This is a genomic window from Muriicola jejuensis (assembly GCF_010671595.1).
Lineage (GTDB): Bacteria > Bacteroidota > Bacteroidia > Flavobacteriales > Flavobacteriaceae > Muriicola > Muriicola jejuensis.
Genome location: NZ_JAABOP010000001.1, coordinates 795,993 through 818,581, shown reverse-complemented (window position 1 = coordinate 818,581; position 22,589 = coordinate 795,993). Strand labels below are relative to the sequence as shown.

Annotated in this window: 24 protein-coding genes; 9 read left to right on the top strand and 15 right to left on the bottom strand. The window is 49.8% G+C overall.

Going from position 1 to position 22,589, the window contains the following annotated elements; genetic code table 11:
- The first annotated feature begins 30 nt into the window (after nucleotides 1–30).
- The 7 genes from nosZ (at nucleotide 31) to GWK09_RS03675 (ending at nucleotide 6,209) form a co-directional block, all read left to right on the top strand.
- Entirely contained in the window at nucleotides 31–1,986 is a 1,956-nt protein-coding gene (gene nosZ / locus GWK09_RS03705; protein WP_163691655.1) for a Sec-dependent nitrous-oxide reductase, read from the top strand.
- A 105-nt stretch (nucleotides 1,987–2,091) separates the two neighbouring features.
- Entirely contained in the window at nucleotides 2,092–2,715 is a 624-nt protein-coding gene (locus GWK09_RS03700) for a hypothetical protein (RefSeq protein WP_163691654.1), read from the top strand.
- A gap of 14 nt (nucleotides 2,716–2,729) precedes the next feature.
- Nucleotides 2,730–3,164, top strand: a complete 435-nt coding sequence (locus tag GWK09_RS03695) for a nitrous oxide reductase accessory protein NosL (protein ID WP_163691653.1) — start codon at nucleotides 2,730–2,732, stop codon at nucleotides 3,162–3,164.
- Nucleotides 3,165–3,186: 22 nt separating this feature from the next.
- Complete coding sequence (locus tag GWK09_RS03690; RefSeq protein ID WP_163691652.1) at nucleotides 3,187–3,480, top strand: cupin domain-containing protein; 294 nt, start codon at nucleotides 3,187–3,189, stop codon at nucleotides 3,478–3,480.
- An 8-nt stretch (nucleotides 3,481–3,488) separates the two neighbouring features.
- Nucleotides 3,489–4,727 carry a nitrous oxide reductase family maturation protein NosD gene (locus GWK09_RS03685; RefSeq protein WP_163691651.1) on the top strand — a complete coding sequence of 413 codons (1,239 nt, stop codon included), beginning with the start codon at nucleotides 3,489–3,491 and terminating at the stop codon, nucleotides 4,725–4,727.
- A complete protein-coding gene (locus GWK09_RS03680; protein WP_163691650.1) occupies nucleotides 4,724–5,434 on the top strand; it encodes an ABC transporter ATP-binding protein in 711 nt (236 codons plus the stop codon). Before GWK09_RS03685 ends, GWK09_RS03680 begins: the two co-directional genes overlap by 4 nt.
- On the top strand, nucleotides 5,427–6,209 hold the full coding sequence (locus GWK09_RS03675) for an ABC transporter permease (protein WP_163691649.1): 783 nt from the start codon (nucleotides 5,427–5,429) through the stop codon (nucleotides 6,207–6,209). The genes GWK09_RS03680 and GWK09_RS03675 overlap by 8 nt, the downstream gene beginning before the upstream one ends.
- Here the strand turns inward: GWK09_RS03675 and GWK09_RS03670 are convergent.
- The 13 genes from GWK09_RS03670 to GWK09_RS03610 all read right to left on the bottom strand — a co-directional run bounded on the left by GWK09_RS03670 (nucleotide 6,206) and on the right by GWK09_RS03610 (nucleotide 18,825).
- Complete coding sequence (locus GWK09_RS03670) at nucleotides 6,206–6,709, bottom strand: DUF1643 domain-containing protein (RefSeq protein WP_163691648.1); 504 nt, start codon at nucleotides 6,707–6,709, stop codon at nucleotides 6,206–6,208. The two genes, GWK09_RS03675 and GWK09_RS03670, sit on opposite strands and share 4 nt — an antisense overlap.
- Nucleotides 6,709–7,485, bottom strand: coding sequence for an LOG family protein (locus GWK09_RS03665; protein WP_163691647.1), 777 nt, complete (start codon nucleotides 7,483–7,485; stop codon nucleotides 6,709–6,711). The genes GWK09_RS03670 and GWK09_RS03665 overlap by 1 nt, the downstream gene beginning before the upstream one ends.
- 23 nt (nucleotides 7,486–7,508) lie before the next feature.
- On the bottom strand, nucleotides 7,509–8,207 hold the full coding sequence (gene deoD, locus GWK09_RS03660; protein ID WP_163691646.1) for a purine-nucleoside phosphorylase: 699 nt from the start codon (nucleotides 8,205–8,207) through the stop codon (nucleotides 7,509–7,511).
- A 10-nt stretch (nucleotides 8,208–8,217) separates the two neighbouring features.
- A complete protein-coding gene (gene deoC, locus GWK09_RS03655) occupies nucleotides 8,218–8,862 on the bottom strand; it encodes a deoxyribose-phosphate aldolase (protein WP_163691645.1) in 645 nt (214 codons plus the stop codon).
- Nucleotides 8,863–8,872: 10 nt separating this feature from the next.
- Complete coding sequence (locus tag GWK09_RS03650) at nucleotides 8,873–10,144, bottom strand: acetyl-CoA hydrolase/transferase family protein (RefSeq protein WP_163691644.1); 1,272 nt, start codon at nucleotides 10,142–10,144, stop codon at nucleotides 8,873–8,875.
- A gap of 50 nt (nucleotides 10,145–10,194) precedes the next feature.
- Nucleotides 10,195–10,902 (bottom strand): sulfite exporter TauE/SafE family protein, encoded by a 708-nt coding sequence (locus GWK09_RS03645; RefSeq protein ID WP_163691643.1) that lies wholly within the window; start codon nucleotides 10,900–10,902, stop codon nucleotides 10,195–10,197.
- Between the two features lie 9 nt (nucleotides 10,903–10,911).
- Nucleotides 10,912–11,358 (bottom strand): FixH family protein, encoded by a 447-nt coding sequence (locus tag GWK09_RS03640; RefSeq protein ID WP_163691642.1) that lies wholly within the window; start codon nucleotides 11,356–11,358, stop codon nucleotides 10,912–10,914.
- A 32-nt stretch (nucleotides 11,359–11,390) separates the two neighbouring features.
- The gene (gene ccoG, locus GWK09_RS03635) at nucleotides 11,391–12,806 is read right to left on the bottom strand and encodes a cytochrome c oxidase accessory protein CcoG (RefSeq protein ID WP_163691641.1); all 1,416 of its coding nucleotides are present in this window, start codon (nucleotides 12,804–12,806) and stop codon (nucleotides 11,391–11,393) included.
- A 17-nt stretch (nucleotides 12,807–12,823) separates the two neighbouring features.
- Nucleotides 12,824–13,771, bottom strand: a complete 948-nt coding sequence (locus tag GWK09_RS03630; RefSeq protein WP_163691640.1) for a cbb3-type cytochrome c oxidase N-terminal domain-containing protein — start codon at nucleotides 13,769–13,771, stop codon at nucleotides 12,824–12,826.
- A gap of 6 nt (nucleotides 13,772–13,777) precedes the next feature.
- On the bottom strand, nucleotides 13,778–13,957 hold the full coding sequence (locus GWK09_RS03625; protein WP_163691639.1) for a CcoQ/FixQ family Cbb3-type cytochrome c oxidase assembly chaperone: 180 nt from the start codon (nucleotides 13,955–13,957) through the stop codon (nucleotides 13,778–13,780).
- 3 nt (nucleotides 13,958–13,960) lie between these two features.
- Nucleotides 13,961–16,162, bottom strand: a complete 2,202-nt coding sequence (ccoN, locus tag GWK09_RS03620; protein ID WP_163691638.1) for a cytochrome-c oxidase, cbb3-type subunit I — start codon at nucleotides 16,160–16,162, stop codon at nucleotides 13,961–13,963.
- Between the two features lie 2 nt (nucleotides 16,163–16,164).
- Entirely contained in the window at nucleotides 16,165–16,380 is a 216-nt protein-coding gene (gene ccoS / locus GWK09_RS03615) for a cbb3-type cytochrome oxidase assembly protein CcoS (RefSeq protein ID WP_163691637.1), read from the bottom strand.
- 69 nt (nucleotides 16,381–16,449) lie between these two features.
- Complete coding sequence (locus tag GWK09_RS03610; RefSeq protein WP_163691636.1) at nucleotides 16,450–18,825, bottom strand: heavy metal translocating P-type ATPase; 2,376 nt, start codon at nucleotides 18,823–18,825, stop codon at nucleotides 16,450–16,452.
- Nucleotides 18,826–19,007: 182 nt separating this feature from the next.
- On the opposite strand from GWK09_RS03610, the gene GWK09_RS03605 reads away from it, so the two are divergent.
- Nucleotides 19,008–19,697: a Crp/Fnr family transcriptional regulator gene (locus GWK09_RS03605; protein ID WP_239530592.1), complete on the top strand. Its 690-nt coding sequence runs from the start codon at nucleotides 19,008–19,010 to the stop codon at nucleotides 19,695–19,697.
- 142 nt (nucleotides 19,698–19,839) lie between these two features.
- Entirely contained in the window at nucleotides 19,840–20,742 is a 903-nt protein-coding gene (locus GWK09_RS03600) for a universal stress protein (protein ID WP_163691635.1), read from the top strand.
- Nucleotide 20,743: 1 nt separating this feature from the next.
- Here the strand turns inward: GWK09_RS03600 and GWK09_RS03595 are convergent, their stop codons facing one another.
- Both GWK09_RS03595 and GWK09_RS03590 read right to left on the bottom strand, forming a co-directional pair.
- Complete coding sequence (locus tag GWK09_RS03595) at nucleotides 20,744–20,962, bottom strand: hypothetical protein (protein ID WP_163691634.1); 219 nt, start codon at nucleotides 20,960–20,962, stop codon at nucleotides 20,744–20,746.
- A 74-nt stretch (nucleotides 20,963–21,036) separates the two neighbouring features.
- Nucleotides 21,037–22,236 carry a hypothetical protein gene (locus tag GWK09_RS03590; protein WP_163691633.1) on the bottom strand — a complete coding sequence of 400 codons (1,200 nt, stop codon included), beginning with the start codon at nucleotides 22,234–22,236 and terminating at the stop codon, nucleotides 21,037–21,039.
- Between the last annotated feature and the right edge of the window lie 353 nt (nucleotides 22,237–22,589).

Here is a 22,589-nt window from a genome sequence, read left to right as displayed (position 1 = left end):
ATAAACCGTGAATCAAATAAATCAAATACAATGAAAAAAGTCAAATATTCAATGCTTGGATTGCTCGGACTGTCGATGATCTTCATCGGCTGTAATGACCCGGGTAAATCATCAAATGGAGCCCTGGCCTCCAGCGCAGCCGAAAAGGTCTATATCGCTCCGGGGCAAAGGGATTCCTATTACGCCTTCCTTTCCGGAGGATACAGTGGAAACCTGACGGTCTATGGCCTTCCTTCCGGGCGTATGTTCAAGGAAATCCCTGTATTCTCACAATTCCCAACCTCCGGGTATGGGTATTCCGAGGAGACCAAGCCCATGCTTAATACTTCTTTCGGATTTGTACCCTGGGACGACCTGCACCACCCGGACATATCCCAGACCAACGGGGAACTGGATGGTCGATGGATCTTTGTCAACGGGAACAATACCCCCCGTATCGCCCGGGTCAGCCTGAGCACTTTTGAGACCGAGGAGATCATTGAGATCCCCAACAGTGCCGGAAACCACAGTTCTTCCTTTATCACTGAGAACACGGAATACGTGGTTGCCGGAACCCGTTTTTCAGTGCCGGTTCCTCAAAGGGATATGCCCATCAATGAATACAAAGGGAATTTTAAGGGAGCTCTTTCTTTCATCAGCGTGGCACCGGATAACGGTCGGCTCAACCTGGAATTCCAGATCCTGATGCCCGGGTTTAACTATGACCTTTCCCGTCCTGGCAGGGCAAAATCTCATGGATGGTTCTTCTTCTCAACCTATAATACAGAAGAGGCCAATTCACTTCTGGAAGTAATGGCATCCCAGAACGATAAGGATTTCATCGCCGCAGTGAACTGGATGAAGATAGAGGAATATGTGAAAAACGGAGGCGGGACAAAGATGCCCGCTAATTATGCCCACAATGTCTATGACGAAGAAACCCACACCGGCACCTCTACCATGAAGAAAGAGGTCATTACTGTAGATCCTACAGATGTTCCCGGGGCGTTCTACCTGCTTCCCACACCCAAATCCCCTCACGGTTGTGACGTAGATCCTAGTGGTCAGTACATTATAGGAAGCGGCAAACTGTCTGCGGATATAACCGTACACTCCTTTGACAAGATGATGGCTGCCATAGAAGGTAAGAAATTTGATGGTGAAGCCTATGGTATTCCTATCCTGAAGTTTGAAGAAGTGATGGCCGGAACCGTAAAAAGCGGGGGCTTAGGTCCATTACACACCGAGTTTGACGACAAGGGCAATGCATATACCACCTTCTTTATCTCATCGGAAGTAGTTAAATGGAACGTAGGGACCTGGGAAGTACTGGACAGGAAACCCACTTATTATTCCGTAGGTCACCTCATGATCCCTGGTGGAAACTCCAGAAAGCCATTCAGCAAATATCTGGTGGCCATGAACAAGATCACCAAGGACAGGTATTTGCCCACAGGTCCCGAAATGGAGCACTCTGCCCAGATTTATGACATCTCCGGGGATAAAATGGAATTGTTATACGACTTCCCCACCCATGGAGAACCTCATTATGCCGCGGGTTGTCCTGCAGAATTGCTGGAGCCCAGGTCGAAGAAGATCTACAGGCTGGACGAGAACAAACACAAATATGTGACTAGTAGTCCGGATCAGGCCAGGGTGGAGCGAAATGGCAATGAGGTACACGTGTATATGTCTACGATCCGCAGCCATTTTACTCCGGATAATATCGAAGGGATCAAGGTTGGGGACAAGGTGTATTTCCACATCACCAACCACGAACAGGACTTTGATGTGCCTCATGGTTTTTCTATCATCGGACAAAATACATCCGAGATACTGGTTATGCCCGGACAGACCAAGACATCGGTCTGGGAACCTAAACAGGTAGGTGTGTGGCCGTTCTACTGTACTGATTTCTGTTCGGCACTACACCAGGAAATGCAGGGTTACGTAAGGGTATCTCCCGCCAATGCCAACGTCGAACTATCTTGGTCGTTAGGCGAATAAACAGGTGATTCCCTTCAGGAGAAAAGCGGGTAGAACCAAGATCCTGCCCGCTTTTTTTACGGGGTAATCCCATGTGTATTTTGAATTAACAATGATAAGCTCCAAATGAAAAAAGCTAGCATACTCATGATCGTTGGCCCTCTGTTCCTTCTGGGATTGTATGTGTTCCCCCTCTGGAATATCATGCTCGGGGCACCCCAATACCCGGATCCTTTGGGCATAAACATACATATAGACGGCATACGGGATGTCAATGAATTTGACATTCAGAATATTGACGGACTCAACCATTATATAGGGATGAAAACCCTGCCTAAACCGGAGGAGATGTGGGAATTCAACACCTTTCCAAAGGTGATCGGCCTTATGGTCTTTTTGGGATCTCTGATCGGTATTCTGGCTTACCTGGGAAAACTCAGCCACAAATGGTTCCTGGGATGGTTCCTTCTTATGTCTGTACTGGGGGTTCTCGGTATGTACGACTTCAATGCGTGGATGGTGGATTACGGCACCAACCTCGACCCCAATGCAATTATGAAACTCGCCAATCCGGACGGTACGCCCATGACCTACAAACCGCCACTGTTCGGGCATACTAAAATGCTGAATTTTGATGTAACTTCCTTGCCAGCGACCGGAGCATGGTTTATGTTCACGGGCATGATGCTGACGATAGGAGCCTTTTTCCTGGGGCACAAACATCAGAGATCGAATAAACTGTTTACCTGAATCGGAGAGATAAAATGAAAATATTCAGATATCTGGCTTATGGTCTAATTGTCGTTCTGGCTTCCTGTTCGATCAAACCCGAACCTATACAGTATGGGATGGACGGGTGCAGCTACTGCAGCATGACCATAGTAGACAGACAACACGCAGCCGAATTGGTGACCTCAAAGGGCAAAGCCTTTAAGTTCGATGCCTCGGAATGTATGATCAATCACTTAAATGAGCAGGTAGATTCAGATATAGCCCTCTACCTTGTCAATGATTTCTCCAACCCGGGAGACCTTGTGGATGCGAGGGCAGCTACCTTCCTTATCAGTGAGAATATCCCAAGTCCGATGGGGGCCTATCTCTCCGCCTTCAAGAACAGGGAGGCCGCTGAAAGGGTCAGACAGGCAAATGGAGGTGTATTACTTAACTGGGAGGAACTCCTGGAAAGGTTCAGCAAATGACCCTCCTAAAAACATAATGGTGATGTATTCGATAGAAAAAGGATTCAGATCCCTGGAGTACAAATCCCTCCAGATCAGAAAATTAGTGGCCTCCGATGCCCTGGAGGTCCTGGGGATCTCCCTGGAAAAAGGACATGCTTTCCCCGAGCACATTTCGCCCAGGGATGCGCACCTGCTGGTCCTTGAAGGCAGAATCCTGTTCCATATCCAGGGGAATACCTATGAGCTCCAACGCCAGGAGCACTTCCATTTTCCCGGTCGCATTGCGCATTACGTAAACGCGCTGGAGGATTCCAAATTCGTAATTATCAGATAAATTCACCCATGAAGTCAGTCCTCCTAATATTCCTTTTCTTTCTCTTGCCCTCGGGTTGGACCCAGGTTGCCGGGCAGGTGGAAGTTTGCCCGGATTGCGCGGTGAGTACGATTAAAAAAGGCATTGAAAAGGCTGGAGTCGGGGATACCGTCCTGATACGTAAAGGGACTTACCTTGAGTACAACATCGCAGTAGAAAAGCCTCTGACCCTTCTGGGGGAACCCGGTGCCGTGATCGACGGGCAAGATAAGGGTGAGATCCTACGGATCCTCGCGGATAGTGTGACGGTCGATGGGATCGAGATCAGGAATGTAGGGACCAGCTATACGACAGACTGGGCGGCGATACGCGTTGTTAAAAGTGAGTATTATCGGATTGAGCATGTCACCCTTAAGAACCTGTTCTTCGGGATCTATCTCGAGAGATCCGACAACGGTAAGGTCCTGAACAATACCATAATCGGCGATGCCAAAGACGAATACAATTCGGGGAACGGCATTCAGCTGTGGTATTCCAAGCACGTAGAAGTGAGAGGTAACCACGTACAGGGGGTAAGGGATGGTATCTACCTCGAATTTGCAGATGAGGTCGTGATCGCTGACAACGTCAGCACAAAAAACCTGAGGTACGGACTCCATTTCATGTTTTCGAATAACGACCGCTATACGGGGAATACCTTTGAAAACAACGGGGCCGGGGTGGCTGTGATGTTTTCCAGGAACATCAGCATGACGGGGAATACTTTTCGCAAGAATTGGGGCAGTGCGGCTTTTGGCCTTTTGCTCAAAGAGATCAACGACGCTGAGATCCGGGGGAACACCTTCGAAGAGAATACGGTAGGTATCAATATTGACGGATCGAACCGTGTGGTCTACACAGACAATCATTTCATTAAGAACGGCTGGGCCGTAAAGGTGCTGGGAGCCTGTTATACCAATTCATTCAGGAATAACAACTTCCTCTACAATTCCTTCGATATATCGTATAATAGCAAAATGAATGACAATGTTTTTGATGGGAATTACTGGAGTGAATACACAGGGTATGACCTGGATAAGGATGGCATTGGGGACGTGCCCTACAGACCTGTGAAACTGTTTTCCTATATTGTCAACAGAACACCAGAAACCATCATTTTGCTTCGCAGCCTGTTTATGGATATCATCGACTTCTCAGAGAAAGTCTCACCCATCTTCACTCCGGACAACCTGGTGGATGCTAACCCCATAATGAAGAGAAGGCAATGATTGAAGTGAATGGCTTATTTAAGAAATTTGGCAAGAACCAAGTACTCGACGGTTTGGATCTGGTCATGGGAGATGGCGGGATCATAGCCATCCTGGGGCCTAACGGGTCTGGCAAAACTACCCTTATCAAATGTCTCCTGGGGATGGTCATCCCGGACAAGGGTACCATAAAGATCGGGGATGTCCCGATACGTGGCTCCTGGAAATATCGGTCCGGGATCAATTATATGCCCCAGATTGCCGATTTCCCCGGAAATGTCAAGGTCAGAGAGCTCTTCGATATGATCAGAGATCTCAGGCAACAACCAGACAGACAGCAGGAACTCGCGGAACTCTTTGGCCTCGGGCCACATCTGCAAAAACGGCTCTCTACCCTTTCAGGAGGGACCAAGCAGAAGGTGAATATAGTCCTGTCCTTTATGTTCGACTGCCCCTTACTTATCCTCGATGAACCTACTACAGGTCTTGACCCCGCTGCGCTAATCCGGCTTAAAGAATTGATTCGGGAGGAAAAATCCCGGGGGAAGACCGTACTGATCACCTCACATATCATGGAATTCGTCGCGGAGGTGGCCGATGAGGTCATCTACCTGCTGGAAGGCAGGATCTATTTCCAGGGCACTGTGGATGAATTGAAGAAAAAAACGAGACAAAACAATCTGGAACACGCCATTGCGGCCATAACAGCTACGCCCGAAAATGCTTAAGATATTAAAGTACAGTTTTTATGACCTTATGCGAAGCCGGTGGAGCTACGTATACTTTTTGTTCTACTTAATGCTGGGCTTTGTACTGCTTTTTTTGAACAACGATGTGTCCAAGGCCGTGATCACCCTGATGAATATAATCATTGTGCTCGTTCCACTGATAGGAACCATCTTCGGGATCATGTACTGTTACAATTCCAAGGAATTCACAGAACTCCTCCTTGCTCAGCCCATACCCAGGAGATCTATATTCCTCGGGCAGTATTTAGGGGTGGCTTCCTCCCTTACCTTCAGCCTGATCTTTGGGCTCGGGATCCCCTTCGTACTATATGGATTATTTATGAGCGATGCCATCTTCGATTTCTCGCTGCTGCTGGTTACAGGTGCCTTTCTTACCCTGATCTTTACGGCCCTGGCTTTTAATATCGCCATCTCCAACGAGAACAGGATCATGGGTTTTGGATATGCCGTCCTCCTCTGGTTGTTTATGGCCGTGATCTATGACGGCTTGTTCCTGATCTCCCTGGTCATTTTCGAGGAGTATCCCCTGGACAACTTTTCCATTGCGGCCACCCTGCTGAACCCTGTGGACCTGTCCAGGACCCTTATCCTCCTGAAGCTGGATATCTCTGCCCTTCTGGGATATACAGGTGCCGTTTTTAAGCAATTTTTCGGCACGAATGCCGGACTAGTCATATCTGCCGTCATGCTTCTGTTATGGACCATTTTCCCTGTATGGCGGATGGTGTACGTAGCGAAGCGAAAGGATTTCTAAATCGGAAAGGGAAGGATAAAATCCCTGTAAAAACCTCTGGAAGGATGTTTTCTGGTTTTGAGGATCTTCTTCCCTTCTGTTTTTTTCAAGAGCTTCAGGATGGTGCTTTGGCGGTCTTCAAAGGGATTTCTTTTTCCCCAGGCAATCAAGATCGTGTCGGCGATCCGGATAGCGGCTTTGAGATGGCGGTTGTTTTCATGTCCGATATCTGTTTTATTTCCCTCAAACCCTTTGGTTTGTACCCGGGCAAACTGGTTGACGACGACACAGCGATTTACACCTGAAAACTCCGGCAGTCCCTTCTCAAAAACCAGTTTTTCCAGAAACTGCACCGATTTATCGGCGACCTTCTCATCCGCAACACTGGGATTTTGCATGATCACACAGACCGTCTTTCCCATTGCGCGTGAGGTGAGAACAAGGTTCAGGCAATACCGGTATTTTCGGCATGCTGAAAATTCTGCAGTGGCAGTGATATTCGGGAGGTGGAGGAATGCCATTATCTCTCCGGAATGGGATGTGCGGTGTCTTTCCTTTTTCGCTCGCCCAGCCACCAGCTTGGGGAAACCGGTTTTTTCTCAAGGTGGAAGCGTTTGATGGCGTAAAGTCGGATGTGCTCCACCAGATCGGGTACGGAATCCGTCACGAAAAGGAGCTTCATGTCGTCCGGACTAATACTTTCATTCTCGGCCATCACTTCGATATGCTGGCAAAGTTCCTTGTGGTACTCAGACCCGAAGATCACCACTGGGAAATTCTGGATCATCCTGGTCTGTATGAGGGTAAGGGATTCAAACAATTCATCCAGCGTTCCTATCCCACCAGGCATCACAATAAAAGCATAGGAGTATTTTAGCAGGAGGAATTTCCGGACGAAGAAATATGGAATATTGATCCAGCGGTGCAGATATGGGTTGGGTTTCTGTTCAAAGGGAAGGATGATGTTGCATCCCACGGAATAGCCCCCGGCCTCATAAGCCCCTTTGTTCGCTGCTTCCATGATACCGGGCCCGCCTCCCGTCATGACCGCAAAACCAAGCTTGGTCATCTCTGATCCGATCTCCTCTGCTTTTTTGTAATAGGGGTTTTCCGCGTCGAACCTCGCAGAACCGAAGACGGTGACGCAGGGGCCAATAAAGTGCATTTTCCGGAATCCCCTGATAAAACTCCACTGCACCCTGAAAGTGAATAGAAATTCCCTGAACCTGGACAGGGGGCCTGCAAGGAATGCAGATTCCGGGGCCTGTAGTCTAAAATTTTCCCGTTCTTCTTCCATGGTCCATTCTTTTGAATGACGGTCTATGCAATATTCAGGGCGATCTTCACCATTTCGGTGAAGCTGTGTTCCCTGTCCTCCGGAGTGGTAACCTTACCCGTTACCAGAGAATCGGAAATCGTGAGTACTGAAAGCGCCCTGACACCGTGTTTGGCCGCCAGGGTATAGAGCCCTGCTGTCTCCATCTCAACACAAAGGACCCCGTACTCTGCCCACCTTTTATACTCATCCCTGTCATCTTCGTAGTAGAGGTCATGGGTGAGGACATTTCCCGCTTTAAAGGGGATCTCCTGAGACTCGGCATAACGTACTGCCTTAAAGAGCAATTCGAAGTTGGCTGTAGGGGCATAATGGGCTGAGGGAAAACGCTCATCATTGATGGAGGAGGTGGTGGAAGCCGACATGGCCAGGATCACATCCCTGAGTCCGATTTCTTTCTGGTAACTTCCTGCAGTGCCTACCCTGATCAGTGTTTTGGCCCCGTACCTGGTCACCAGCTCGTGGTAATAGATCATTGCGGAAGGAATTCCCATCCCGCTGCCCTGAACGGAAATCCGCTTACCCATGAAATACCCCGTAAAGCCCAACATACCCCTTACCTGGTTGTAACACCGGGCATTTTCGAGGAAGGTCTCTGCGATCCATTTGGCCCTTAAGGGGTCTCCCGGGAGTAAAACGGTTTCTGCGATGTCGCCCTGTCGGGCCTGGATATGTGTTCCCATACTTCGGTTTTTATTCCTTCATCATTTGCACCCCGGAGGAGGTACCTATACGGCTGGCCCCGGCCTGTATGAACTCCAGGGCCGTGCTTTTGTCCCTGATGCCTCCTGACGCCTTGATCAGGGCCTTGTTCCCTACACTTTCCCTCATGATCCTGACTGCTTCCAGGGTGGCACCGCCCGGGCCAAACCCCGTGGAGGTCTTCACAAAATCAGCCCCTCCTTTGATGCAGCAGTCGCAGGCATGACGTATCTCCTCTTCCGATAAGTAAGCCACTTCCAGGATGACCTTGAGCAGGCGTTGGCCCATGATATCCTTGATCAGGCCGATCTCCCGTACGATCTCCTTACTCATCCCGGACCTCAGCCACCCAAGGTTCATGACCATATCGATTTCATCTGTCCCGTGTTCCAGGCAATAGCGGACTTCCCCTATCTTGGATTCGGTAGACATGGCCCCCAGAGGAAACCCGATTACCGCTGCCAGTTTGACCCCGCTGCCCAGGAGGTTGTTTTTGGCCAGAGGGAGGTAACCGCTATTGACACAGACCGCGTAAAAAGCGTAGTCTTTTGCCTCTTTACAAAGGGTATTTATCTCCTTCACAGTGGCGGTGGACTTTAAAAGGGTATGGTCTATGTAGGTATTCAATGGTTTCATCTCAATCTTTTCAGTCGCGTTCAAATCGCTCGTATGCAGCCCTTGAGAGTTCTTCCCGATGATCGGGGTGAGCAATGGATATCAGTGCCTTGGCTCTTTGATGGAGGTTCTTACCAAACAGGTTAACTACTCCGTATTCCGTTGCCACATAGTGAACGTGTGCACGTGTGGTGGTTACCCCGGCCCCGCTTTTCAGCAGGGGAGTGATCTTGGAGGCCCCATTCTTGGTCTGGGAGGTAAAGGCAAAAATAGGCTTTCCTCCATGGGAGAGGGAAGCCGCCCGGATAAAATCCATTTGTCCGCCCACCCCGGAGATCTGTTTGGTCCCCACGCTATCTGCGCAAATCTGTCCCGTCAGGTCAATTTCAACCGCACTGTTGATCGCGGTCACCTTCGGGTTCTGCAGGATGACGTTCGTGTCATTGGTATAGGCTGCTTCCTTGAAATTCACAATGGGATTGTCATCGACAAAGTCGTACAGTTTCTGTGAACCTGCGGCGAAACAGGTCACAATCCGCCCCGATTTCAGTGTTTTCTCTTCTCCGGTGATCACCCCTCTTTCGACCAGGGGCAGCAGGCCGTCTGAGAACATCTCCGTGTGCACGCCTAACCTCCGGTGATTGTCCAGATTGGTCAGTACGGCATTGGGGATATTGCCAATGCCCAACTGCAGGGTGGCACCGTCATCGATCAGCTCGGCAACGTGTTTGCCGATCTTGTGTTCTATTTCCGAAATGGCCCCCATGGGATGTACGTGCAGGGGTTTGTCTACTTCAATAGCCGCATGGATGGAACTTTGATGGATGATCCCATCCCCGTGGGTGCGGGGAACTCTTGGATTGATCTGGGCAATGACGAGTTTGGCCGTCTGTATGGCGGGCAAGGTTACATCGACCGAGACCCCTAGGGAACAGTAGCCGTGTTTGTCCGGGGGTGAGACCTGTATAAGGGCCACGTCCAGGGGCAGAATATTTCTCCTGAAAAGCAGGTGGATCTCACTGAGGAAGATGGGGATATAATCCCCTTTATTTGTATTGACGGCCTTCCGGACGTTTCCGCCCACAAAACAACTGTTTATTCTAAATGCCTTGTTGTATGGAGGAGAGGCATACATCACATCCCCTTCCGTATGTATGGATATGATCTCTACGTCTGATAGTTCCATATAGCGCTCACAGATGGCATTCATCAGGGTATTGGGGGTCATGGCTGCTCCCTGCAGGAACACCCGGTCACCCGATTTAACCATGGAGGCAGCTTCGGTCTTGGTAACAATTTTCATAGGGTTAAGCGTAAATTATTTAAGTGAAAGTCTCACTTCGATTCAGTAAACTAAGGTTGATGACATTCCATTTGTGCCGTAACCTGCGGGGATGCCGGTTTGGGTGAAACATAGGGGATCCCAAGGCCCAGGCCCCTGAGTATAAAGAGCACGCCAACCATAGCCACGAAGATAGGAATAAGTCTCCGGATCCTGGTGCGGACCGCGGGCCTCAGAATTCCGCCAAGATAGGCAGCCGTACTCATCAAGGGGATGGTACCCAGCCCGAACAAGGCCATATAGGAGGCACCCATTGCTGGGGAACCCATGGCGATGGAGGCAAACAGGGCCATATAGACCAGGCCACATGGCAGGAATCCGTTTAACAACCCAATGGTCAGGAACGTATCGGCCGTTCTTTTTTTCAGGGCATTCCCCAGGCCGGATTTAAGTTTGCCGACCCATCTGTAGACAGGTCGGGAAACCTCAAAAAGCCGGGCGATCTTTTTGGGGATCACAAGGGCAACCAGGATCAGGATCCCGATAATGATCGAAAGGTTTTGTTGTGCCCCAAATAGGTAGAGCCCTTTCCCAAAGAACCCGAAGGCGAGCCCCAGAAGTCCGTAGGAGACAATCCTTCCCGCGTGGTAAAGGAAGAGTTGTCCGAACATCCTGGTTTTACTCTCCCTGCTAAGGGGGAGCATAAAGGCAATGGGGCCGCACATCCCCACGCAGTGAAGGCTGCCAAATATTCCCAGTAGAAAGGCGGTATAGACCATTTCGATCAATTAATACATGAAACTCTTTTTCAAAAGGTAGGTCTCTCCATCATACTCCCAGTATACGGTCATGTCCCAGCGACCATCCAACAAACGTTTGTCAGGTATGAGCAAATGTGCATTGGATAAACTTATGGGAAAGTCAAAATCCAAGTGTTTATTGGATGGTCTGTATAGGGACACTTTACCTTTTATCTTTTCGGGGGACATACTCTCAGGAAAACGGATCAGCATTCCTGTCTCTGTCCTTTCCACCATCAGTGGGTGGGTAAGGGCCTTTGCCCTTTTCATCGCATCGATCTCCTGCTGAAAGACCAGTTCCTTTTTGTAATAGTCTTCCGTTACCAGGTCGTGATTAGACCTATCATCCAGGCTCATCCTGATGACAAAGAAGAGGATAAACCCGATAAACCCTGCAAAGGCCAAAACAATTCCAGTTCCCCAGTTCAGTTTCATAATTCTCGATTTATTAATTCCATTCCCCAGATTCAATAATAATTCCTCGGGCCCATGAATCGGGTGGTCGTGGTCTCCAGCAGGGTTTGCCCGCTGTAGACCCCTATCTTTAGCTTGTCCTTGTCAGTCTTCAGGTCTGCCGAGTGTATTTCGATAAAGAGGGTTCCCTCTGTCAATTTTTCAGCCGGCACCTCAAAGTTCTTATGGGTGACCACTTCGATCTTCCCGGGATGGGAGAGCAGCCTGAAATTCACATCTTCCACATCCTGGGTCGTCTTGTTGATCAGTTTAAAGGTGTATACATTGCTGATGATGTTTTCCTCCTTGCGCTCGTACAATTGCCCCGGCAGTCGAAGAATGGTGGCTTCGAGGTCGTTCCTGAGGAAAAGCATCCCTACCAGCACTCCGGTGAGGATCACTAATACTGCGGAATATCCCATCATCCTGGGGGTGAATGTGAACTTAGCCTTCTTCTCGATGTGGTCCTCACTGGCATAACGGATAAGCCCTTTGGGCAGATCTACCTTTTCCATAATGGCATCACAGGCGTCTATACAGGCCGTGCAGTTCACGCATTCGAGCTGGGTCCCGTTCCTGATGTCAATTCCCGTAGGACAGACGTGCACACATTGGAAACAATCGATGCAATCCCCATGTCCCAGAGCTTCCCGGTCCTCGCCTTTTCGGAATTTCTTCCTGCCCTTGTCGCCTTCTCCTCTTTTGTGGTCATAGGCGACCACGATGGATTTGTTGTCAAGCAAAACGCCCTGCAGCCTTCCATAGGGGCAGGCGATGATACAGACCTGTTCCCTGAACCATGCGAAGACAAAGTAGAACACCCCTGTAAAGATCAGCAGAGAGACCAATGTGCTTAGGTGCTGCTGAGGCCCGTCGGTAATGTAGCGGAGCAGGGTTTCGCTGCTGATGAGATAGGCGAGGAATACATTCGCAATCCCAAAAGAGATCAGGAAGAAAATACTCCATTTTACCAGGCGTTTCCGGATCTTTTCTCCGTTCCACGCCTGTTTGGCAAGCCTCATTTGGGCTCCCCTGTCTCCGTCTATCCAGTATTCTATCCTGCGGAAGACCATTTCCATAAAGATGGTCTGAGGACACATCCACCCGCAAAATATCCTGCCGAAGGCCACGGTAAACAGGGCCACAAAGATCACACCCGTGATCATGGAGATCACGAAGAGATGGAAATCCTGGGGCCAGAACGGATAACCAAAGATGTTGAATCTCCTTTCCAGGACATTGAACATCAGGAACTGGTTCCCGTTGATCTTTACAAAAGGGGAGGCAAAAAGGAAAACAAGCAGCACATAACTGACGTACTTGCGATACTCGTAGAACCTTCCCGAGGGTTTTTTGGGGAATATCCATGCCCGTTTCCCCTCTTCATTGATGGTCCCTATGGAATCCCGGAAACGTTCATTGTTTGCCACTTGTTATTGCCTTTGTACTATTGTTCATTCAGAGCCACCGTCGTGGAATCTGAGGCGGACTCTTCCTGTGGATTTTGATCCTGGGGCGCATTTTCGTCTATCCATATTTCTCCTTCAGGAGCCTTGGGATTGGCAGGTGTTGTCCCCTGAAAACTGAGAACATAGCTGGCTACCTGAGCCATTTCAGCCGGTTTGAGGGTCTGTTTCCAGGCGATCATTCCCTTGCCGTCCCTTCCCCCTTCGGAGATGGTCCTGAATACATTTTTAATCCCTCCTCCCTGGATCCAGTATTCATCCGTGAGATTGGGACCGATCCCCCCTCCGCCGTCTGCCATATGGCAAACCACGCAATTGGTCTCGAAGATCAGACGCCCCGCGTTGATATCGGATGCATCGGTGAGCAGAGTGACCGTATTGACATCCACCAGGTCCTTGGCAGTCTTGCGGTATTCTTCGATCGCTGCCTGTGCGGCTGCGACCTCCATTTCGTATTCCCGGGCCTGATCGTAGTCATTGAACACGTGGAAACGGGCCAGGTAGACCACCCCGAAGAGGATGGTCGCATAAAAGAGGTATACCCACCATGGAGGGAGCTTGTTATCCAGTTCCTTGATGCCGTCATAATTGTGGTCGAGGATGATCTCACCCTCCTCTTCAATGGGTTTGGAGCCCAGCAGTTTTTTGTACATCCGCTTGCCCCAAGCCCATTCCCAGGAAGCTGACTTCGCATTGAGGTACCGTTCCTTGGCCTCTTCCGGCAGGGTCTGGAAGAGCACGTTCTCTACCGACTTTACGATGAGCTCTATGGCGATCAGGATCAGCAGGACCATCAACAGGAACAGCTGTACCATAGGATACTCTATAAAGGCCGGTTTATCTCCTGAATCCACATAATACTCGACCAGGCCGAAGATCAAAAAGAAAATGAAGGGGATCCTGATCCACCAGGGTGACATAGTTCTCATGTTGCTTTATTTTGGTTGATTATCATCTAATGGGATTTCACTAACTTCTTTGATGTGCTCTTTGGAGGCGGAAAATACCCACCAGAACAACAGGGCAAAGAAGACAAAAAAGATCAGCAGGGAGATCAACGGATAGGTCGCTATCCCGTCTATACTCTCCATGTGGTTTTTGACGAATTTCAGCATGACTTATTTATTTTCTGATAATAGTTGATCGGTCTCTTTGACTTTGATGTCTGTACCCAGTCGCTGCAGGTAGGCGATCATGGCCACGATCTCACGGTCCTTCATTTCCACGAATTCCCGTCCGCTCTCCATCGCCCGGCTTTTGTCTTCCTCGTAGGATTTCGCAAAATCGGGATCGGAATACAGGTTCTTTTCGATCTGCAGGGCCTGTTCTTCCATAAGGGTGAAGGCGTTGCCGATCTCCTCTTCACTATAGGGGACTCCCAGGGAGACCATGGCCCGCATCTTGTCCTGTACGTCACTACGGTCATGCTTGTTCCTCACCAGCCACTGGTAGGCCGGCATGATGGAGCCGGAAGACATGCTCTGGGGGTCGTACATATGGTTCAGGTGCCAGTTGTCTGAGTATTTCCCGCCAACCCGCAGCAGGTCGGGACCTGTGCGCTTACTGCCCCAAAGGAAGGGGTGGTCATAGACGAATTCACCCGCCTTCGCGTATTCCCCGTACCGTTCCACTTCGCTCCTGAAGGGTCTTACCATCTGGGAGTGGCAGCTCACACAACCTTCCCGAATGTACAGGTCGCGACCTTCCAGTTCCAGGGGTGTATAAGGTTTTACACTGGTGATGGTCGGGATATTGGATTTTACCAGGATCGTAGGTACGATCTGTATGATACCCCCGATCAGTATGGCGATGGTGGCCAGGAGGGTCAGTTGTATGGGTTTTCTCTCCAGCCAGGTGTGGAAGGTCTCCCCAACCGTCCTTCTGGCGGACACCCTGGTAAGGGCAGGAGCTTCGGCCTTTTCGTCTACCACGGCACTACCGGAACGGATGGTGACCACGATGTTGTACAGCATGACGATAAAGCCGATGATGTAGAGGGAACCACCGATGGCCCGCATCCAGTACATGGGCATGATCTCATTGACCGTCTCCAGGAAGTTTCCGTATACCAGGCTGCCGTCCGGGTTGAAGTCTTTCCACATCAGTGCCTGGGTAAACCCGGCCACGTACATGGGAAGGGCGTACAGGATGATTCCCAGGGTACCGATCCAGAAATGGAAATTGGCCATGGGCAAGGAGTGAAGACGGGTCTTGAACATTTTTGGGACCAGCCAGTAGACCATCCCGAAAGTGAGGAAGCCATTCCAGGCAAGGGCCCCCACGTGCACGTGGGCAATGACCCAGTCGCTGAAGTGCGCAATGGCATTCACGTTCTTCAGGGAAAGCATGGGGCCTTCAAAAGTGGCCATACCGTATCCGGTGATCGCGACCACCATGAATTTCAGGGTGGGATCTACCCTCACCTTATCCCATGCACCCCTCAGGGTCAGCAGTCCGTTGATCATACCACCCCAGGAAGGAGCGATCAGCATTACAGAAAAGGCAACGCCGAGGTTCTGAGCCCAGTCAGGCAGGGCGGAGTACAACAGGTGGTGTGGTCCCGCCCAGATATAGATAAAGATCAGGGACCAGAAGTGAACGATGGACAGGCGGTAGGAATAGATCGGCCTGTTCGCTGCCTTGGGAACAAAGTAGTACATAAGTCCCAAAAATGGTGTGGTCAGGAAGAAGGCCACCGCGTTGTGCCCGTACCACCATTGCACCAGCGCGTCCTGAACACCCGCATAGACGGAATAGCTTTTCAGCGCGCTAACAGGTAGTTCCAGGCTGTTGAAAATATGTAGTACGGCTACGGTCACAAAAGTGGCCAGGTAGAACCAGATGGCGACGTATAAATGCCTTTGGCGACGCTTGATCATCGTGCCGATGAGGTTCCATCCGAAAGCCACCCAGATCACGGCTATGGCCAGGTCAATGGGCCATTCGAGCTCTGCGTATTCCTTGGAGGTCGTATATCCAAGGGGCAGGGTGATCGCAGCGGCCACAATGATGGCCTGCCATCCCCAGAAATTGAGGTTGCTCAGAAAATCACTGAACATCCGTGCCTTTAACAATCTTTGGGTGGAGTAATAGACTCCCGCAAAGATGGCGTTCCCAACGAAGGCAAAGATGACCGCATTGGTGTGCAGCGGCCTCAACCTGCCGAAGCTGAGCCAGGAGATCCCGTCCGTGAGGTTTGGGAACATGAACATAAAGGCCAGTAAAAGGCCTACCAGCATCCCGATGATCCCCCAGAACAGGGTGGCATAGATAAATTTCTTTACGATCTGGTTGTCGTAACTAAATTGCTGTACTTCCATAATTACATTTGTTTGCTTTTTGAATTGGTTTTTTGGATTTCAGGAGTCTTCCGCTCTTTGGTTTCATCGGATTTGAGTAACTCATCCTCAAAGAGCATCCGTACAGACGGGGTATAGGAGTCCTCGTACTGACCGCTCCGAACAGAATGTATAAAGGCAATAAAAAAAAGGAGTGCTACCATTATGCTGATGGTCAGCAACACGTAAATCACGCTCATACCTACCTGAATTCTGGTGTAAAACTACTTTGGCTCTGTTCCTTAAAAAATGACATAAATCAGTTTTTATTATTTAATGTATTTTCCTAGCCAGTTGGTTGCCATGGTGGTAAAGACAACGATACTGATCGAACTCAGGGGCATCAGGATGGCCGCCACCACGGGCTGCAACTGTCCGGTCACCGCGAAGTACAGCCCTACGAGGTTGTAGAGCAGTGACAGAACAAAGCTCATCCGAATGATCCCCATGGCTTTTTTTGAGGCCTGTATGTACTGGCCGAGATACTTGAATTTCCCGGCATCCAGGATACCGTCGCAGGCAGGGGAGAAGACATTGATGTCTTCCGAAAGTGCGATGCCCACATCGCTTTGAGCGAGGGCCCCTGCATCATTAAGGCCATCTCCAACCATCATAACCCGTTTTCCCGAATCCTGGAGACCGTTCACAAAGAGGAGTTTATCCTCGGGGCTCTGATTAAAGTACATAGGAGTAAGTGGGGGCAATAGGACTTCGAGGCGGTTTCTCTCCCCGTCGTGATCCCCGGAGAGAACCCCGATCTCTACCTGTTGTGCTAGTTGCTCCATCAGAGGTGAGATGCCGTCCCTGTACTGGCTCTGTAAAATAAAGTGTCCCTTGTATTCCTGATTCGTACTCAGGTGTACCACCGATCTGTCGGGGCTGCTGCTGGTACACTTATCGACAAATTCGGAGGAACCGATCTTGATGGAGGCAGATCCTTTGCATCCATACAGACCTTCGCCCAGGTGTTCTTCATACTGGTCGAGTACTGTGATATCGTGTTCTTTTAATAGTTGGTACAACGAGCGGCTCAGGGGGTGATTGGAAGCCCTAAGCGTACTTTTCAACAGGGAAGTTTCTTGGGGTGACAGGGCATCACCCTCATAGGTGATCTGGTCGTATTTCCGGGTAGACAGGGTGCCAGTCTTATCAAAGATCACCGTATTCACGCCTGCCAGTTTTTCAATGACGGCCGCATCCTTGAGATAGAACTTCCTCTTGCCGAAAATGCGGAGCATGTTTCCCATCGTAAAGGGTGCAGCCAGTGCGATGGCACAAGGGCAGGCAATGATGAGTACGGCTGTGAAGACGTTCCATATTTTAGAGGGGTCAGTAAATGCCCAGAAAATAGCTGATGTGAACGCTATGGTAAGTACGGCCAGGGTGAAGCGTTTACCGATCCGGTCTGTCAGGGTCTTGAACCTGCTTTCAGACCTCTCACCAAATACGGAATGGCTCCAGAGGCGTGTGAGGTAACTCTGGGAAACCTTTCCGTTGGCGAGGATCTCTATAGGCCCTCCGAGTTGTTTCCCTCCGGCAAAGAGTTTTTCGCCCCCGCCCACGTGTACGGGCCTGGCCTCCCCGGTTACGAAGCTGTAATCGATCTCTGCCTCCCCGTTTTGGAGGATCCCGTCTACCGGGATCAGCTCCCCGTGCCGGATGAGCAGTCGGTCTCCCTTTTCCACATCGTTGACCTGGACGATCTCCTCTTCTCGGGATTGGTTGATACGGGTAACGGCCACGGGAAAATAGGATTTATAGTCCCTCTCAAAGGAAAGGAAGGAATAGGTGCGTTTCTGGAAGTACTTTCCGAGGAGGAGGAAAAATACGAGTCCGCTTAAACTATCAAAAAAACCGCTTCCCCAGTCGAAAGTAATCTCCAGGGTACTCCGGATAAACAGGACGAGGATACCGAGGGCTATGGGCACGTCGATATTCAAGAATTTGCTTCTGAGGCCTTTATAGGCCGAAGTGAGGTAATCCAGGCCGGCATAGCATACGACGGGCACGGAAAAGGCGAACATCAGCCATCGGAATAGCAGTTTGTACTGGTCGAGCCAGAACTCTTCCACCTCGAAATATTCGGGAAAGGATAGGAACATGATATTTCCAAAAGCGAATCCCGCAACCCCCAGCTGGTAGATCAGCCTCTTGTCCTCAGGCTTTTTCTGCGGGCCCGAATCGGCGAGTGAAATGCTGGGTTCGTATCCTATGCGCGATAGCAGGATCGCGATCTCTTTCAAATCGGTCTCTGTGGCGCGAAAGGTGATCCTGACAGTCTTTTTTGGAAAATCGACCTGGGACTGCACTACTTCGGGAAGGAGCTTTTGCAGGTTTTCCAGGACCCAGATGCAGGAACTGCAATGAATCGACGGAATAAAGAACTCAACGACCTGGTGTTTACCGTTATTGAATTCCAGCAGTTGGGCCGCAATCTCAGGATTACCCAGAAAATCGAATTTGCCCGGGGCATAGTCGGGGGTCTTCCCGGCAGCCGACTGCAGCTCGTAATAGTACCTGAGGTCATTTGAGTCGAAAATCTCGTACACCGTCTTGCACCCCTGGCAACAGAACGACTTGTCCTGGAACAGTACAGCATCTATATCACAGGGGAGCCCGCAGTGAAAACAGCGCTCATTATCCATACACTAACTTCATACCTGAGGGCAAAGATGCGGACTGTAGCGTGCTCAAAATATGATATTAGTCAGTTTTGATTCTTAATTTTCATCCTCTAATACACCCATAGAATGATCAGAAAAATCCCGCGAATTCCATGGAGGACTCTTCAAATTGTCGTACCTTAGAGTACTGAAATCAGTACATCATGAACACCAGATGTGAGAATTGCATTATCAGGCAATTCAATTCTTTGCGGGCAATGAGCAAAGAGGAATTAAAACGGGTCTCCGATACAAAAACGACCAAGACCATTAAGAAAGGAGAGGCTATTTTTGCAGAGGGGGAAAAATTGAACGGCGTCTTCTGCGTCCGTGACGGAGTGTCCAAACTTTCAAAACTCAGCGCCAACGGGAAGGACCAGATCGTAAAACTGGCTTCCAAAGGAGAGGTCATGGGACAGCGCTCGGTGATCGCAGAGGAATCTTCCAATCTCAGTGCCATTGCCGTAAGCGACATGGAGGTCTGTTTTATCCCCAAGGAGGGGATCGTCGATGTGTTGCATCAAAACCCCAACTTCACCGTGGAAGTGCTGCGGCATATGGCCCACGACCTGAGGGAAGCAGATGACGTGATCGTAAACATGTCGCAGAAAACGGTAAAGCAGCGAATTGCGGAGGCCTTCCTGTACCTAAGGGACAACTTTGGGGAAGATGCCGATGGCTATCTCAGCATTACCCTTTCCCGGGAGGATATCGCCAACGTGGTAGGCACAGCTACCGAATCCTGTATCCGGATCATCTCCGAATTCAAGAAAAAGAAGTACATCAAGACTTCCGGTAAAAAGATAGGCGTGCAAAACGAAAAAGCACTTAGGGACCTTGTCGATGGGTTTTGAAAAAGCAGCCTGATTTACCTGCTTCACACCTCAAAGAGTTCATTTTACAGATCTTCTCAGGGCCCTTTTAAACCTGATAAATGTCATTGTTTCCGCTGGTTCGCTTCTCTACTTTTACCCCTGTTACTGTAGAGAAATTCCCATGAAACGTATTTTACTACCCACAGATTTTTCCGAGAATTCATGGAATGCCATCCGGTATATCCTGGAACTAATGAAGAAAGAGGAATGTGAATTCCATTTGTTGAACACCTATACCCCGGTCATCCCCACCAGTCGGTTTATGGCCTCTAACCTGCCGTCGAGCTCACTGGATGAGGGTAATAAGGAGACTTCCCTCAGGGGGCTGGAGGAGATCATGAAAAAGATCAAAAAGGGGTACAGGAACAAGAAGCATACCTTCAAGTTGAGATCGTCCTTTAATATCCTCGTCGAAGAGGTCAGGAATATCGTGGAGCAGGAAGGTATCCATCTGGTGGTCACAGGGACCAAAGGGGCATCAGGAGTAGATGAGGTCTTTCTGGGGAGCAATACAGTAAGGATCATCAAAGCGGTAAAGGAATGCCCGGTACTCACCATTCCCAAAGACTTTGCCTATGTGAAACCCCAGGAGGTGGTCTTTGCCACGGATTTCAAGAGGTATTACAGTCGCACCGAATTACAACCCCTGATCGACCTGGCCAAAAGTTTCAAGGCTACCATCCGCATTGTGTATGTACAGAACAAGATCAGGGCCCTTACTGAAATACAGCAATTCAACCTCAACATGTTGCGGAAGTATTTCGAAAAGATCGACCATTATATACACACCGTATCTGAACTGAATTCCGTTTCCAAGACCCTGGAGGTCTTTGCGGATGAGCTGGACATCCACCTTCTTGCCATGCTCAATTATCAGCATAGCTATATGGAACGAATGACCCGTGAGCCTGTGGTACGAAGGATGGCTTTTCACACCCAGGTACCCTTGCTGGTGATCCCTGAGCTAGGCATGAGCGCCCCGGGTAATCCAAAGAAAGAAAAGGAAATGCAGCTGGTGAAGTGAACTATTCCCGAATGGGGTGGTCTTCGTAAAAGTCTTCAAAAGTCTTGGTAGTGGTGTATTCATCCGTCAGGACCCTGTACACCATGTAGACGATCATTACCTGCCCCAGGACAGTGATATAGAAAACCCAGTTAAAGGGGAAGTCCATTGCCGCCATGATAGTCACGGTAAGCAGTACGAGGGTGGTACTTCCCACCCAGAACATTGCAGAATCTCTCATAACCTTTTAGGATAAAATTACGAGATATCCCGTACGTATCCTGTTAAGGAAATGGCAAAATCCGGGCGTTCCTATCAGTTCACCCCTGAACCCGTCCAAAACCTGACCGATGTAGGGATCTCTTTATCCCTTTCCAGCAAAAAGGGATCGAAGCCCTTCCTCACCATCAGGTACCAGGCGGTCGAGGAGACCGCAGGGGTCTTGTCTGCATGAGCCCAGAGTTGGGTGGCTCCGAAATTGGTCCCTGGATTCGACGTATAGGGCAGCCCCATGACCTCTTCATTGATCTCCCCGGGGATAAAGGCTCTATCCATCTCCAATATAATTTCCTGAACAGCTTCATGATGCTCTGCTACCTGGTAAGCCATGGCCATTTGGGCACTTCCCTCAAGCCACACCACGTCCCTGTCATCATCGAAACAATACCCGCTCACCGCATTTTTCTGGGCGGTAGCATGCTGGGTGGTAAGGAACCGGTCGGCTTTTTGCAATATTTCTTCCGGGTATCCGTCCAGGATGAGGTATCCCAGGGAATAGAGGTCCATTGCATGCTGGTAGGCCGGATTTTCCGAATCCGTGATCAGCGCCATTTCAAGAGGATCCCATCGTTGTTCTCCCAGGAATAAAAGGATACGCTCGTGGAACTCATCATAGCCCTTTACCGCGTTGAAGGCGGTGATGATTCCTTCGGTGACCCTGGGAATTGCACTCCCGTCTTCATTGGTGCCCCCTCTGAGTCCACCGTCTGTTTCCTGCAGTGATCGCAACCACGTTTCCAGGTCTCGAGCCATGGTATTATAGCGTTCAGACTGTGTGGTTTCGTGATAGTGGTTCAGGGCCCGGAGCAGCCAGGCGTTATCCCCCATCCAGATCCTGGAACCCCCTTCTCCTGAGGCATCCCTGTACTGAAAAAATCCCCCGTTGTTGGCGTGGAACTCCGATTGCAAACGCTCATTGAAAAAGTCGAAGATCCGCTCTGCCTTATCCAGATCGCCTTCTTCCATAAAGGTAAGAGCTGCAAGGGCATTGTCGTAAAGAGAGACGAAATTGGTGTACTCCGTACTTTCCACGAGTCCGCTGGACCTTTGCAAACCCGACATCCAATGGTACACCTTTTCGGGGGTGACCTCTGCCATTTCCTGCTGGGTTTCCTCAGCGGGGATATCGATAAGGACCGTTTCCGTGACGTGTTTCTCGTATACCGTGGTCACATCCTCCATACAGGAGGCCAGGCTCGAAATGAGTATCCACAGCAATACATTCTTTATCTTCATCGCAGGTTGTGTTTTGTCCCGAACCGGGGTTCAGAGCTTCTCTAAATAAACTCGCGTATCAGGCGGAACATACCCGATGCCGACCAACTCACGGACAAAATCGATTAAGGAATCCTGCTCATACCGTTCATCCTAAAATCCTGTTTATCATCTGGTTTTCGCGATTTTCCAAATCGGGGTGGATGGGTATTTCATCGATGATTTAAAGAGGCGTAAGGCCTTGAAGTCTCACGAAAGAGCGGAATAGACACAGGAATTGAGGTCCGGATATTCTATGTCGGCACAAATTCCCGCAGGGGATGCCGCATGTTTCAAAAAGCTTTCCTATCTTTGCCTTGTTGTGTTGGGCTTCA

What these genes read in the sequence shown, in the direction of transcription:
- GWK09_RS03600 (WP_163691635.1), top strand. Translation starts at nt 19,840, where the DNA reads ATGAAACGTATTTTACTACCCACAGATTTTTCCGAGAATTCATGGAAT.
- GWK09_RS03595 (WP_163691634.1), bottom strand. Translation starts at nt 20,962, where the DNA reads ATGAGAGATTCTGCAATGTTCTGGGTGGGAAGTACCACCCTCGTACTG.
- GWK09_RS03590 (WP_163691633.1), bottom strand. Translation starts at nt 22,236, where the DNA reads ATGAAGATAAAGAATGTATTGCTGTGGATACTCATTTCGAGCCTGGCC.
- GWK09_RS03630 (WP_163691640.1), bottom strand. Translation starts at nt 13,771, where the DNA reads ATGAGAACTATGTCACCCTGGTGGATCAGGATCCCCTTCATTTTCTTT.
- nosZ (WP_163691655.1), top strand. Translation starts at nt 31, where the DNA reads ATGAAAAAAGTCAAATATTCAATGCTTGGATTGCTCGGACTGTCGATG.
- GWK09_RS03670 (WP_163691648.1), bottom strand. Translation starts at nt 6,709, where the DNA reads ATGGCATTCCTCCACCTCCCGAATATCACTGCCACTGCAGAATTTTCA.
- GWK09_RS03675 (WP_163691649.1), top strand. Translation starts at nt 5,427, where the DNA reads ATGCTTAAGATATTAAAGTACAGTTTTTATGACCTTATGCGAAGCCGG.
- GWK09_RS03685 (WP_163691651.1), top strand. Translation starts at nt 3,489, where the DNA reads ATGAAGTCAGTCCTCCTAATATTCCTTTTCTTTCTCTTGCCCTCGGGT.
- deoC (WP_163691645.1), bottom strand. Translation starts at nt 8,862, where the DNA reads ATGAAACCATTGAATACCTACATAGACCATACCCTTTTAAAGTCCACC.
- GWK09_RS03605 (WP_239530592.1), top strand. Translation starts at nt 19,008, where the DNA reads ATGAACACCAGATGTGAGAATTGCATTATCAGGCAATTCAATTCTTTG.
- GWK09_RS03665 (WP_163691647.1), bottom strand. Translation starts at nt 7,485, where the DNA reads ATGGAAGAAGAACGGGAAAATTTTAGACTACAGGCCCCGGAATCTGCA.
- GWK09_RS03640 (WP_163691642.1), bottom strand. Translation starts at nt 11,358, where the DNA reads ATGAAACTGAACTGGGGAACTGGAATTGTTTTGGCCTTTGCAGGGTTT.
- deoD (WP_163691646.1), bottom strand. Translation starts at nt 8,207, where the DNA reads ATGGGAACACATATCCAGGCCCGACAGGGCGACATCGCAGAAACCGTT.
- GWK09_RS03625 (WP_163691639.1), bottom strand. Translation starts at nt 13,957, where the DNA reads ATGCTGAAATTCGTCAAAAACCACATGGAGAGTATAGACGGGATAGCG.
- ccoS (WP_163691637.1), bottom strand. Translation starts at nt 16,380, where the DNA reads ATGAGCGTGATTTACGTGTTGCTGACCATCAGCATAATGGTAGCACTC.
- ccoN (WP_163691638.1), bottom strand. Translation starts at nt 16,162, where the DNA reads ATGGAAGTACAGCAATTTAGTTACGACAACCAGATCGTAAAGAAATTT.
- GWK09_RS03690 (WP_163691652.1), top strand. Translation starts at nt 3,187, where the DNA reads ATGTATTCGATAGAAAAAGGATTCAGATCCCTGGAGTACAAATCCCTC.
- GWK09_RS03645 (WP_163691643.1), bottom strand. Translation starts at nt 10,902, where the DNA reads ATGGTCTATACCGCCTTTCTACTGGGAATATTTGGCAGCCTTCACTGC.
- GWK09_RS03610 (WP_163691636.1), bottom strand. Translation starts at nt 18,825, where the DNA reads ATGGATAATGAGCGCTGTTTTCACTGCGGGCTCCCCTGTGATATAGAT.
- GWK09_RS03700 (WP_163691654.1), top strand. Translation starts at nt 2,092, where the DNA reads ATGAAAAAAGCTAGCATACTCATGATCGTTGGCCCTCTGTTCCTTCTG.
- GWK09_RS03680 (WP_163691650.1), top strand. Translation starts at nt 4,724, where the DNA reads ATGATTGAAGTGAATGGCTTATTTAAGAAATTTGGCAAGAACCAAGTA.
- GWK09_RS03695 (WP_163691653.1), top strand. Translation starts at nt 2,730, where the DNA reads ATGAAAATATTCAGATATCTGGCTTATGGTCTAATTGTCGTTCTGGCT.
- GWK09_RS03650 (WP_163691644.1), bottom strand. Translation starts at nt 10,144, where the DNA reads ATGAAAATTGTTACCAAGACCGAAGCTGCCTCCATGGTTAAATCGGGT.